A 13,330-nucleotide genomic window follows, 5' to 3' on the forward strand; every position below is an offset into this window, starting at 1 on the left:
CTTTAACTCCAGAGGCGATCCCAGGAACGGCTCTCGTCCCAGTCAGGCGTTGGAGCGAAATAACTTTTGTCTTCCGGCAACAGGTGCTTCTTGATCTCCTCATCATTCAGCTCTATTCCCAGTCCCGGTTTATCCGGCACAATGGCGAAGCCTTTTTCTATGAGCGGCTTGTCCGTCTTCACCAGGTTGTTCCAGTAAGGTACATCCAGCGAGTGATGTTCCAGCGCTACAAAATTCTGTGTAGCTGCAGCACAATGCACATTGGCCATGAAAGAGATGGGCAGCCCCGCAAAGTGCATCGCCATCGCCACTCCTTTTTCCTCACCATAATCGCCAATACGCTTTGTTTCCAGGATGCCGCCTGCCGTGGCAAGGTCAGGATGTACCATGTCTACTGCGTGCGCGTCCATTAATTTAATAAATTCTTCCTTCAGATAGATATCCTCACCTGTAAGCGTCGGCGTTTCAATGGCATCGGTGATCTGTTTCCATTGCTCCGTGAACTTCCAGGGGATCAGATCTTCCAGCCAGGCCAGGCGGTAAGGCTCTACGGCCCTGCCCAGGCGGATGGCATTATTATGATCGAAATGTCCATAGTGGTCGGAGGCCAGCGGTGTTTCGTAGCCTACGGCTTCCCGTACTTTGGAAATACGTTCTGCCAGTATATCCAGCCCTTTGGGCGTGATCTGCACCTGGGTGAAGAGGTGCTCCGTTCCACCGTAGGTCATGGGCTGGTTGGTCCACTGACGGCCTACATCCCAGAACTTATTATTCACCAGGGCGCCGGGCGTATCTTTCAGCAGCTCAATGCCGAAATCCATTTTCAGGAACGTATATCCTTTATTCTCCAGGCGGTCTTTCAATTTAGCGGTGAATTCCGCCGGATCTTCTACTTCAGGCGTGTCTGCGTACAACCTTACGCGATCGCGGTATTTACCGCCCAGCAACTGGTATACGGGCACACCATAGGCCTTGCCCGCGAGATCCCAGAGTGCCATTTCCACACCAGATACTCCGCCGCCCTGCCGGCCATGAAAACCGAACTGCTTGATGCGTTTGAAGATCATCTCCACGCTGCAGGGGTTCATGCCCAGGATACGGCTTTTCAGGAACAATGCATAGCGCCAGCTGGCGCCATCCCTCACTTCTCCCAGGCCATAAATACCCTGGTTGGTATCTATGCGGATAATAGGACAGCGGCCGGTGGAGTTCATGCACACAGCATAGCGCATATCCGTGATCTTAAGGTCAGATGGGGAGGAAAGGCGATTCACTTTGGAAGTGGCATGCGCCAGGGTATCTCCCAGCGGGGAAAACATAAAACCGCCCAGGGCCAGGCCGCCTAAGGCAGTCTTCTTCAGGAAGGAGCGGCGATCATTTTCTGGCTGTACTTCCGTATTAGCGGCGCTTTCCTGTACGCCTAATTTTGCGAGGAATTTTTCTGAAGGTGTCATTAGAAAAAATTTAAGCGTTTACCATGTTCTGTTTTTCATGAATTGGTCGAGCTCCTGCCTGCTCATCGGGAGTTTATCACCCTGGGTGTCCAACCATTGCAGGAAGTCTTTTTTGATGGCATCCGTCCACTGCGTGTCTATCTGGCCAGGCGTGTACTTACCTTCCCGCAGGCGCTGATGCCCGAACTGATCACGCAGGGCGATGAACTCCGCATTCAGCACTACCTCTTCCAGCAAATGCGCCGGAATGAAGATCACACCGCCTTTTTTAGCCAGCACCACATCACCGGGTAATACGGTGGCGCGGCCGATACGGATAGGCACATTGATACCCGCCAGCATCATCTGCTGAATGTAAGAGGGATCATAACCCTTTATCCAGGCTGTGAAACCATCGATCTCTTCCAGGCCTTCCATGTCGCGAACAGACCCATAGAAGATGACCCCATTCTTTGATTTCGCATAAATAGAATTGCCCAGGTTATCGCCGATCAGGGTGCCGTCTACTACTTTGCCGTAGCTGTCTGCCACGTACACATCGCCGTTCGTCAACACATCTATGGGCCAGGAATTGGTGCCGCCAATGCGGCCTTCCGCCTTGCCCTTATCTTTGATCAGCTGATCCATATCCGGGCGCATCGGCATGTACTGCGCAGTGACCACCCTGCCTGTCATCACCTGGTTTTGCCGCAGCAGCATCCATTCGCCTTCAAACTGGTTCTGATAACCTTTGTTCCGGAGAATGCCCCAGGCTTCTTCAATAGAGATGTTTTTCAGGCGTTGCAGCAATGCATCCGGAACTTTGGGCCTTCCGTCCGCACTGCGCTCTCCTTTCCAGGCGGGTGTGAGCGCCTTGATCTGATCAGATGTGAGGGTTACCTGCTGCGCCAGGGCCTTGCCTGGTTCATACAGGCAGCCCAGCAACAGGCAGTAAATGAGGAGCTTCTTCATATAATGTTACTTTTATTGCCATGCTATTGTACATCCCACCACATGCGAATATTGAGCTCGTCGGCGCCCTGGCGTGAAAGCGCTTCGTTGTAATGTGTGGTGTTCAGTGATATTTCTGTATCGGGATAACGCAGACGGCGAATGCTCTCGCCCCGCGGGATATCCTGTGTGGCATACGTGTTGGCGGATATAACGGGAAAGCCCGTACGCCTCCAGTTGGCGTAAGCCTCTGTTCCATTCATCAAACAGGCCACCCAGTATTGAGTATTGATCTGTTCCAGGCCATTAGCCGCATCATAGCTGTGGGTGGCCCAGTAACTGTTAATGCCCGCATCCGGGATCACGGCAGTACCGCCGTACACCGCCAGCTGCTGCATATGCGCGGTCACACCCTGCTGGTATAAGACGGATGGATCACCGGCTATCCAGCCCCGCTGCGCTGCCTCTGCCAGTAGCAATTGTGTTTGTGCGTAGGTCACGTGAAAGCAGGGGGCCGTAATATTGCCCAGCGTCAATCGGTCTATCTGCGAATACTTGTATAAAGAGCCGGGGTATCCGGGTGCAGAAGCGATGGTGGTATTATCATAACCGGTGGGCATCCCTGCCTGGTGCGCAGGATCTTTATCCTGCGTGGTCTGTGCGGGATCTTTCGTAGCGTCTCCATAGATCACGGCAATAGCTGCTAAACGCGGATCATTGTTACGCTGAAGGTAATTGATGAATGTTTGGTTCAGATAATAGTTCGCCTTTTCAGAGCCGTTCAGCTGGTTGCCAAATGCATTGGTATAAGTGGCTGAATGCGGCATTAAACAATTATCTGCGTTGGATGTCATTACGCCGCCCTGGAAAGCCTTCTTTGCATAGACCTGTGCTTTTGCAGCGTCTACTTTTGACAGGCGCATAGCGATGCGCAGCAGCAATGAATTGCCCAGTCGTTTCCATTTACCAACATCACCGGCGTAGAACAGATCATTCTTTTCTGCCCTCCTGGCTGGATTGAGGCCGTTCACTGCTTCATCCACTTCTTTCAGCAGATCACTGTAGATCAAATGCTGCGGATCGTATGGGGGGAAATACTGTGACTCGAGAAAACCTTCTCCTGCCTGTGCGTATGGAATATCGCCATACGTATCTGTGAGCACCTGGAAGAGGTAAGCCTTCCAGATACGCGCCATATGATAGAGATTGCTGCGGGCGCTGTCGTTTTTAGTCTTATCCAGGATGTCTACCACGTTGCGCACCAGCGGATAGTATTGGTCCCACTGCAGCCTTTCTACCGCGGGGTTCTTTTGATTCACATTACCGCCCGCCAGCACGCCCAGGAAGGGATGCATGGTGTGCTGCACGATGGCGCTCTGATAGGTGAGGGTACCGGATCCCCAGGAGGCATTCAGCTCCGCCTGTGCCAACAGGTAGGCCGGATCCAGCGAGGAAGGTAATACAGGATTAGTATTGATCTTTTCAAAATTCTTATCGCAACCGGTTATTACAACCAGGCAGGCAATCCAGGTGATCATGATGTATTGCTTCATACACATCAGAATTTAACATGTACATTAATACCCATACTACGCGTCATGGGAAGCCCTCCCGATTCCAGCCCCTGCAGGTTATCACTGGCGGCTGTCACCATTTCCGGGTCTATATTGGGTGTATGCTTGCTGAGCACCGCCACATTGTTGGCCACGAATGATACCGCCAATCCCTTGATCACACGCTGCGTTTCCAGCATCTTCGTAAAATCGTAGCCGATGGTGATCTGCCGCAGCTTGATGAAGCTCGCGTCATACACAAACTCTTCCGCTATATTGTTGTTGCTTCTCACGGATTCGTAATAGGTTTGCACCGGTACCTGCACCGTGTTGGCAACATACTTTCCAGGTGCAGCGGGATCTTCCATCACACCTTTGCCTACTACATAGCCTTCTGCCCTGCCAACCAGTGTGGCCTTATGAAGGCCATGCCGCCAGAGATTGAAATTGGTATTCGAAATCAGCTTATGGCCAAACTTACCATCGATCAATGCAGAGATCCTTACGCCTTTAATAGTGAAGGTGTTGGTAATGCCGCCGGTCCAGGTAGGAATGGCGCTGCCGAATGTTTTCACCACATCATTGGCCGGGCGGCCATTCTTGTATACGATCTGCCCGTCGGGTGCGCGGAGATAGGAAGTGCCCTGCAGGGAGGCCATGGGTTTACCTACTTCATGCGCCAGGCGGCCGGTGTATTCGCCGGTGCCTACGATGATGCTTGGCTGACCGGCAGCCAGTTCCAGCACCCGGCTGGTGTTGTGTGCACCGTTGAGATTCAGTTCCCAGCGGAAATTCTCGCTTTCTACCGGTATGCCGGTGAGCAGCATTTCTACTCCCTGGTTACGTAGCCGTCCTACATTCACCAATGTAGCGCTGTAGCCGGTGGCGCCGGAGATCTGTACAGACAATATTTCGTCTATTGTATTCTTCCTGTACCAGGCCACGTCAAAACCAATACGGCCATCAAACAAGCGACCTTCCAGCCCTGTCTCAAACTCTTTTACTTTCAGCGGGCGCAGATGAGGATTCGGACTGAGCGTACCTGATATGCCGCCCAATGCCACACCCATATGCGGATTGGGATTAAGTATATAATACAGGTTATTCTGGTAAGGATCTGTATCTCCTCCCACTTCCGCATACGCCACACGTAGCTTACCAAACTCCAGCCAGGCAGGCAGTTTGAAAGCATCCGTGAATACGAAGCTGGTGCTTACAGATGGGTAGAGGTAGTTATTGGAATTGGGATTGAGCGTAGAGAACCAGTCATTACGCGCCGTGATGTTCAGGAAGAGATAATTCTTCCAGGACAATTCCGCCGCGCCGTAGAGCGAATTCACCCGTTTTTCGTTGTAGAGATATTGCGGATCCTTGATCTGCCCGTTCTGCACGGTGTACAGGTCACGGATAAAGAAGTTGTCTACTTTCACATTATTGTTCTCAGCGATCTGCACCATCTGGTTGCCGCCCAGCGTAAGGTCCACATCTATATTGCCGAATTGCTTATTTGCACCAACCAGGAAATCGTAGTTACGCTCCCTGAACTTCACCACCTCCTGGTAATACTGTCCATTGAAGCCCGTGGTGACAGGCCCCAGGAAACGGGTACCTGTTGGCACATTATAATCCTGCGAGCGGGTAAAATAATCCTGGCCGATACGCCCCTGTATATACAGCCATGGTAAAAGGTCATAGCGAATGGAAACATTGCCTATCAGGCGGTCGCGCACAATATTCTCAAAGCGTTCATAAGCGATCCAGTAAGGATTGGAACGCGGTGTAAAACGGGAGATGTTACGCTCATTGCCATTCTCATCTTTGCGATGATCTTTGAGATCAGTGAAGTTCATCGTATTCGCCAGCGTATATACGGTAGTGTTAGCATTGTACTGCTGCACAAATACGTTGGGCGGGTTCTGGTGTTTTTCGTGCGAGTAATTCGCAAATACATTCACCCGCAGCTTTGAAGTAATGTTGTAGTTCAATCCCAGGTTGATCGCCTGTCTTCTGTATGTTGAATTGGGCATGATAGACTGGTTATTCATGTCAGACAGCGAGAGATTGAAACTGCCCTGGTCATTACCGCCGGACATGGATACCGTATTGCTCCAGGTAAAACCGGTACGATAGAATTGATTGATGCGGTCCTTTACTGCTGAATAAGGTTTGGTTTGTCCGTCAAACTGGATGGTAGGCTGATTATCTATCCGCTCGCCGAAGCTCCAGGTACCTGTATTACCTGCTTCTGCTATGGTGGTAGGGCGTTTCCCCTGTTCGCCCTGGCCATATTCATACTGGAAATCCGTTTGATCAATAGGGCGGTCTACCACGAAATTGCTGTTCACTTCTACTCCGATCCCCTGGTTCTTTTTACCGGAGCGGGTAGTAATCACAATAGCGCCGTCCTTTGCACGAAAGCCGTACAGTGCAGCGGCGGTAGCGCCTTTGAGTATATTGATAAATTCAATATCATCCGGGTTGATGCTGAGCAAACCATCGCCGCCATCTGTATAAGATTCTGCCCTTGAGGTGTTGCCTTCCGCATCATTCTTGCGCGCGCCATAGCTGTTGTTATTGATAGGCACCCCGTTCAGGATGATCAGTGGCGAGTTGTTACCTTTGAAAGAAGAGGCGCCCCGTATACGGATCTTACTGGAACCTCCTGCGCCGGTATTCACGGAGCTCACATTGAGGCCGGCTACTTTACCCTGCAAACTGTTGCCGATGTTAGGCGTTCTGTTCACCGCTACATCCGCGCCCTTCACCGTAGTGGCGGCATATCCCAGCTGCCGGGCTTCTTTCTGGATCCCCAGGGCGGTAACCACTACTTCGCCCAGTTTGGTGAGGTCTTCCGCCAGTTTCACGTCCAGCACCGTACGGCCGTTCACTGGTACTTCCTGGGAGATATAGCCAATAAAGCTGAACACCAGCACCGAATTATTATCCGGTACCGTTAGGCGGTAATGACCGGTGGCATCAGATATGGCGCCTGTTTTCTGCCCTTTCAGTACGATGCTGACGCCAGGCAAAGGCGCACCACGGGCGTCTGTAATAGTACCGCTCACCGTGAGCGGCGGTGCATATACCCTGGCTGGCGATGAAGTAATGTGAGCAATGATAATAGTCTTGTCTACGATGTTGTATCGCAGCTGCCGTCCTTTAAAGCACTGGGCCATGATCTCGGGCACTGTAGCTTTTGTTACATCCAGGGATACCAGCGTATCCCTGATATCATCGTCGTTGTAGAGAAATTTGTAGTCGCTGTTGCGCTGGATGATCTCAAAGAGCTGATCCAGCTTTACCCCTTTCAGTTTCAGGGTAAGCTTCACTTCCTGGGAATAACCTGTGGCATGTAGTTGCAGGATACAAGCCAGCATAAGAAAGGTAGTGATACGCATAGCAAGCAGAATAACAGCAGGCCATAACTTTTTTTTCATACCTTAGTATGGTTATAGGTTAGACAATAGGCAGGCCGTCCGGGTCCAATTGGAGGCTTACCATTTGTTTACTGAACACAGGCCGGAAATGTTAGCGCATTCCCGGTCTTTCTTTTTAAGGTGATACTGTTCTTTACATGCAGCTATTAAGGAGCTTTTAACACTGAGATATTTTTATCATTGATCGTGAATTTTACTTTCTGTGTCAAAGCCAGCATTTCCAGCACTTTCTGTATAGATTCATATTTACGGATAGTACCTGTAAAACGGATAGCTGTAACAGATGTATCCGGGTATTTTAGCTCCACATCATACCAGCGGCTCAGCTTGCGCATGATGCTGCCTATCGGCTCGCTGCGGAATATAAAGAGGCCGTTCTTCCATGCCAGCGCCTCTTCCAGGTAGGCTTCCTTTACTGTGATCTTTTTGTTCTCCCATACACCCTGGTAGCCGGGGCGCAGGCGCACTGGCCTGGCAGCGGGATTGTCAGTTGTTCGCAGCTCCACTCCTCCTTCCACCAGGGTAGTATTCACATAGTTTTCATCCGGATAGCCTTTTACATTGAATTGTGTGCCTGTAACGGTGACGGATATATTGTTTATGCTGACAATAAAGGGTTTGCTTTTATTCTTAGCGATCTCAAAATAGGCTTCTCCTGAAAGATATACCTCACGTGTATGGCCGCTGAACTGGGTGGGAAAACGCAGGGAGGAAGCGGCGTTCAGCCATACTACAGAACTATCCGGCAATACTACCCTGTACTCTCCGCCGCGCGGTATTTCAAGCGTGTTATACACCGGTGCATCTGTAGCGCCGACAGCTGAATAAGAAAGTACCGCCGCGCTGCTCTTAACGTGGGTACCATCTGCTTCGGTAAATGCCTGTTCGGCCTTATCTTTCAGCTCTACTACCTTCCCATTGCCCAGTATGAGACGGGCCTTGCTGCTGCCGGGAACAATTGGCTGCGGCGCAGGCGGTTCTACCTTGGCAATAGCAGGGGGCACACTGGTATCCGGACGATGCAGCATCAGGTAGAGAAGCCCACCTATTCCCAGCAGCATCCCTGTGATGGCAGCTGCATACAGGAAGATCCGGTAGCCGATATGAGGACGGGGCCTTTCGGCTATCAGCTTTGGCTGCAGGCGGTTCCAGGCAGCGCCTGTACTAGCGGCATCCGGCATGGCCAGTACCTGTTCGCGCAGCGTCGCATCATCATTTATCTGGTCCCACAGGAGTTGATTCTCTGCAGAGGCCTTGATCCATGCCCTTAATACCGCGGCTTCGTGCTCAGCCAGCTGGTCCCTGAAATGTTTAGCGATCAGGTCGGCTATCTCCAGATGTTTGTTTACCGGATCCATGTGTACCATTAGAACAACCCAATTGAAAAAGCGGGTGAAAAGAAATAAGAATTTTTTTGAAAGATCATTGCAGCAGCAACAGGAGGATGCTGATGATCCTGAACCATCCTTTCAGCAGATACAGCCCGCGGGCTTTCTGTGTTTTGATGGTATTGACGGATACATGGAGGAGGCTGGCGATCTCATTATTACGCATGCCCTCGAGGTATCCCAGCTCTATCACCTGCTTGCAGCCGGGAGGCAGCTTATCCAGGGCCTCCCGGAGCTGTCCGGCCACTTCCGCCTGGATGAGCCTGTGCGTCACAGTAGGCTCATCTGCTTCACTGGTTTGTACGCCGGATTCGTGGTGATGCACCACCCGTTGGTGCTTGAGAATATTAAGGCAGGCGTGGCGGGCGCTGATATACAAGAATGACCGCAGGGCAGCAAAACTGGTGAATTGCTGCCGGTGGCGCCATAGCTTCATAAACGCTTCCTGCACAACGTCTTCCGCTTCTATATCATGCTGGAGGATTCCCCGGGCGAAGTAACATAAGCGTGGATACAGCTGCTCAAACAGTTGGCGCAAGGCAGCCTCTTCGCCCTTTTGCAATCCGGCAATGAGATCAGTTTCTTTCATGTAAACCAGATCTTAAACGAGCCTGAAATCAGTTTTTCCGTGGAACAGTAATTAAATAGTGGTAAAAATTATGAATAATTAATCGCTTTATCAAGCCCACATGGAAGGAAGTTTTGATTTTCTGCAACAAACTATGGATTGCAATATGAATGAAAGTTTCAATTGTAATTTAAATTGCTTAATATAGCCTATTATTTGTCATTATTGAAGCCTCAAAAAGTGAAAGAACGTAATAAGATAACCATATATGACATTGCACAGGCACTGAACCTGTCAGCTTCTACGGTATCGAGAGCATTACAGAACAATCCGCTGATCAACGACGAAACGCGTGACAAGGTTCAGAAGGCAGCACAGGATATGGGCTACGTACCTAACTGGATCGCCTCGAGCCTGCGGAAGAAACGCTCCAATATCATAGGGCTGATCGTTCCACGCACGTCAATGTACTTCCAGAGCACTGCCATCAGCGGTATACAGCACGAAGCGCATAAATACGGCTTCAGCATTATGATCGGGCAGTCTGATGAAACAGTGGCCATGGAAAAGGAGCTGGTGCATACCTTTTTCTCCCTGCGTGTGGACGGGCTGCTGGCAGTAGCCTCTATGTTCACCACCAATTACGAGCATTTCAGCCCCTTTATCAAGAACAATATTCCCCTGGTGTTCTATGACCGCGTGCCGATCGATTTCCCTGGCTATTCCATTACGGGGGATGACTTTACCGGGGGCTTCCTGGCAACAGAACACCTGATCAGGCAGGGTTGCAAACGCATTGCGCATTTCTCGGGGGTGCTCACCTGCAACCTGTATCAACATCGCCTGGCAGGCTATAAGGCAGCCCTTGCCAAGTATAATATTCCTTTTGACGAACGTTTGCTGTATATTCACAACCTGACCACTGATGCCGCCACGAACGCAGCACAGCTGCTGCTGACCAGCGATCCTTTACCGGATGGGCTGTTTGCCGCGAATGATACCTCTGCAGTGGCTTTTATCCAGGAAGCCAAGCGCAGGAATATCCGTATACCTGGGCAAATCAAAGTAGTAGGTTATTCCAATGACCTGTCTTCACGTATCATCTCTCCTTCCCTCACCACCATTGAGCAATCCGGGTACAGAATGGGCCAGAAGGCCGTCGAAACTGTAATACAGCTGGTTAACCAGGATGATACCGTAAAAGTGACCAAGAATTTCGTGTTCCCGGTTGAGCTGATGGAAAGAGAATCCACGCAGGCATCATAAACTATTAGTTTTTAGCTGGCGTATATATCTTTGAATAAACCTACAACATGAAAAGACCTTTTGCGATTCCCTATTTGCTGGCAGCAGGCCTCTTCCTTGCCTCCTGCAACAAGTACATCTATGTACCTAATACCGTGAATGCACCTTTATTAAAAGAAAAGTATGAATTCAAGGGCAGTATCTCGCCCACCAATTACCAGGCAGCATTTGCGGTAGCCGACAAGGTGGCCATAATGGCCAACGGGCAATACGTGTACCGCTGGAACCTGAATGACAATGACAGCAAGAACAATGATGACGACCTGTTCCTGGACAAGTATACCCGTGGCGGTGTATTTGAAGGCGCCGTTGGATTTTTCCAACCTTTAGACAGGAAGAAAAGAATGGTATTCGATACCTACGCTGGTTTCGGCGGCGGGCGTTTTAAAACGCTGGACCGGGCCTATAACGACGATGGCAGCACTGGTGTGGTAAACGACTACCAGCTAACCACCCGGTTCAGTAAGTTCTTTGTACAGCCCAGTATTGGCTTTGTACACCCGGTGTTTGAAGCAGTGTTCAGCAGCCGGGTATCTGTGTTGAATTTTTATGGAATGGGCGCAGGTGATAAAGCCTTTGCCGGACAAGAAAGCCAGCGGGCAGAATTCCTGCGGATCAGCAATGGCACACATGCCTTACTGGAGCCTGCCTTCACTTTCCGGGTAGGATATAAATATGTGAAGTTCCAGTCGCAGCTTTCCTTTATGTTGCCTTTTGATGATGCTACCTATGGCGGTTATGAATTGAATGAATATTTCCAGCCGGTATCTGTGGGGATGGGAGTGAGTATTAATATCGGGCAATGGTATAACAAACAATAACTATTAGCTAAGAGCTATAAATGAAAAAGGCCCTGGTCAAATGACCAGGGCCTTTTCTAATAAATACGGCGGCTACCTACTCTCCCGCATTGTGGTGCAGTACCATCGGCCATGAGGGGCTTAACTTCTCTGTTCGGAATGGGAAGAGGTGAACACCCTCGGCATAACCACCATAAGATCTTATGCCAGCTGTCAGCTTTTAGCTATCAGCTGTTAGCGCCGCACCTGGTTTAGCTAAGGGCTAAGGACCAGCTGCTGACTGCTTCAATAATGTACATATTGGGAGTTGTATACAAGTGTATTAAATAAAATTAAAGCTTACGGGCAATTAGTACTACTCGGCTTCGATGTTACCACCCTTACACCTGTAGCCTATCAACGTCATAGTCTCTGACGGCCCTTAAAAGTAAACTCATCTTGAGGTTGGTTTCACGCTTAGATGCTTTCAGCGTTTATCCATGCCGTACATAGCTACTCAGCACTGCACCTGGCGGCACAACTGATACACCAGCGGTACGTACGACCCGGTCCTCTCGTACTAAGGTCATGTCCTCGCAATTTACTAACGATCACAACAGATAGGGACCGAACTGTCTTGCGACGTTCTGAACCCAGTTCACGTGCCACTTTAATCGGCGAACAGCCGAACCCTTGGGACCTTCTCCAGCCCCAGGATGTGACGAACCGACATCGAGGTGCCAAACCTCCCCGTCGATATGAGCTCTTGGGGGAGATCAGCCTGTTATCCCCGGAGTACCTTTTATCCTTTGAGCGATGGCCCTTCCATGCAGAACCACCGGATCACTTTAGCCAGCTTTCGCTCCTGCTCGGCTTGTCTGCCTCACAGTCAAGCACCCTTTTACTAATGCGCTCTTCGTACGATTACCAACCGTACTGAGGGTACCTTTGCGAGCCTCCGTTACTTTTTAGGAGGCGACCACCCCAGTCAAACTACCCACCAAACAATGTCCCCCTTGCAGGGTTAGACTCTAAGTAACAGAAGGTTGGTATTTCAACGATGACTCCACGACTCCTGGCGAAGCCGCTTCATAGTCTCCCAACTATCCTACACATCTGTCACTCAAAATCAATGTTAAGTTGTAGTGAAGGTTCACGGGGTCTTTCCGTCCCGTTGCGATTAACCGGCATCTTCACCGATACTACAATTTCACCGAGCTCGTGGTAGAGACAGTGTCCAACTCATTAGACCATTCGTGCAGGTCGGAACTTACCCGACAAGGAATTTCGCTACCTTAGGACCGTTATAGTTACGGCCGCCGTTTACTGGGGCTTCAGTCAAGAGCTTCACCTTGCGGCTGACTCCCTTCCTTAACCTTCCAGCACCGGGCAGGTATCAGGCTCTATACGTCATCTTACGATTTTGCAGGGCCCTGTGTTTTTGTTAAACAGTTGGTTGGACCATTTTACTGAGACCACATCACTGTGGTACGCCTTATCCCGAAGTTACAGCGTCAATTTGCCTAGTTCCTTTACCACGGATCACTCGAGCACCTTAGGATATTCTCCTCGACTACCTGTGTCGGTTTACGGTACGGGCTGCTATAACCTAACCTTAGAGGGTTTTCTTGGAAGTCTGTTTAGGGACATTATCTGCGCTGCCGAAGCTTTGCAGTACTATCAGGTTCAGCATCCCCGGCGGATTTGCCTACCAGAGATATACCTACTCCCTTTAACGCACTATTCCGTAAGTGCGCAGTCCTTTCACTCCTCCGTCACCCCTTCGAAATTATAGCAGGTGTTGGAATATTCACCAACTTGCCATCAGCTGCGCCTCTCGGCTTTGCCTAAGGACCCGACTAACCCTGATCCGATTAACGTTGATCAGGAACCCTTAGTCTTACGGTGATAAGATT

8 protein-coding genes and 2 rRNA genes (1 of these 10 running past the window's edge) are annotated in these 13,330 nt (G+C 50.3%); 2 read left to right on the plus strand and 8 right to left on the minus strand.

Annotation, left to right across the window (positions count from 1 at the left end):
* Window positions 1-2: 2 nt before the first annotated feature.
* The 6 genes from ACR9Y8_RS13400 to ACR9Y8_RS13425 all read right to left on the minus strand — a co-directional run bounded on the left by ACR9Y8_RS13400 (window position 3) and on the right by ACR9Y8_RS13425 (window position 9,351).
* A complete protein-coding gene (locus ACR9Y8_RS13400; protein ID WP_481213759.1) occupies window positions 3-1,454 on the minus strand; it encodes a mandelate racemase/muconate lactonizing enzyme family protein in 1,452 nt (483 codons plus the stop codon).
* 18 nt (window positions 1,455-1,472) lie between these two features.
* Window positions 1,473-2,405: an RraA family protein gene (locus ACR9Y8_RS13405; RefSeq protein WP_481213760.1), complete on the minus strand. Its 933-nt coding sequence runs from the start codon at window positions 2,403-2,405 to the stop codon at window positions 1,473-1,475.
* Window positions 2,406-2,428: 23 nt separating this feature from the next.
* Window positions 2,429-3,937, minus strand: coding sequence for a SusD/RagB family nutrient-binding outer membrane lipoprotein (locus ACR9Y8_RS13410; protein WP_481213761.1), 1,509 nt, complete (start codon window positions 3,935-3,937; stop codon window positions 2,429-2,431).
* A 5-nt stretch (window positions 3,938-3,942) separates the two neighbouring features.
* Window positions 3,943-7,374 (minus strand): SusC/RagA family TonB-linked outer membrane protein, encoded by a 3,432-nt coding sequence (locus ACR9Y8_RS13415; protein ID WP_481213762.1) that lies wholly within the window; start codon window positions 7,372-7,374, stop codon window positions 3,943-3,945.
* Between the two features lie 146 nt (window positions 7,375-7,520).
* Window positions 7,521-8,732, minus strand: a complete 1,212-nt coding sequence (locus ACR9Y8_RS13420; protein ID WP_481213763.1) for a FecR family protein — start codon at window positions 8,730-8,732, stop codon at window positions 7,521-7,523.
* Window positions 8,733-8,796: 64 nt separating this feature from the next.
* Entirely contained in the window at window positions 8,797-9,351 is a 555-nt protein-coding gene (locus ACR9Y8_RS13425) for an RNA polymerase sigma-70 factor (RefSeq protein WP_481213764.1), read from the minus strand.
* Window positions 9,352-9,570: 219 nt separating this feature from the next.
* On the opposite strand from ACR9Y8_RS13425, the gene ACR9Y8_RS13430 reads away from it, so the two are divergent.
* Both ACR9Y8_RS13430 and ACR9Y8_RS13435 read left to right on the plus strand, forming a co-directional pair.
* Window positions 9,571-10,596, plus strand: coding sequence for a LacI family DNA-binding transcriptional regulator (locus ACR9Y8_RS13430; protein ID WP_481213765.1), 1,026 nt, complete (start codon window positions 9,571-9,573; stop codon window positions 10,594-10,596).
* A gap of 47 nt (window positions 10,597-10,643) precedes the next feature.
* On the plus strand, window positions 10,644-11,456 hold the full coding sequence (locus ACR9Y8_RS13435; protein WP_481213766.1) for a hypothetical protein: 813 nt from the start codon (window positions 10,644-10,646) through the stop codon (window positions 11,454-11,456).
* 63 nt (window positions 11,457-11,519) lie between these two features.
* Here ACR9Y8_RS13435 and rrf read toward each other — a convergent pair.
* Window positions 11,520-11,631: ribosomal RNA gene (gene rrf, locus ACR9Y8_RS13440) — 5S ribosomal RNA — on the minus strand.
* Window positions 11,632-11,764: 133 nt separating this feature from the next.
* Window positions 11,765-13,330 (minus strand): 23S ribosomal RNA (locus ACR9Y8_RS13445); it runs 1,316 nt beyond the window's last position.

It is taken from the genome of Chitinophaga sp. SVR4-12A (assembly GCF_056754765.1).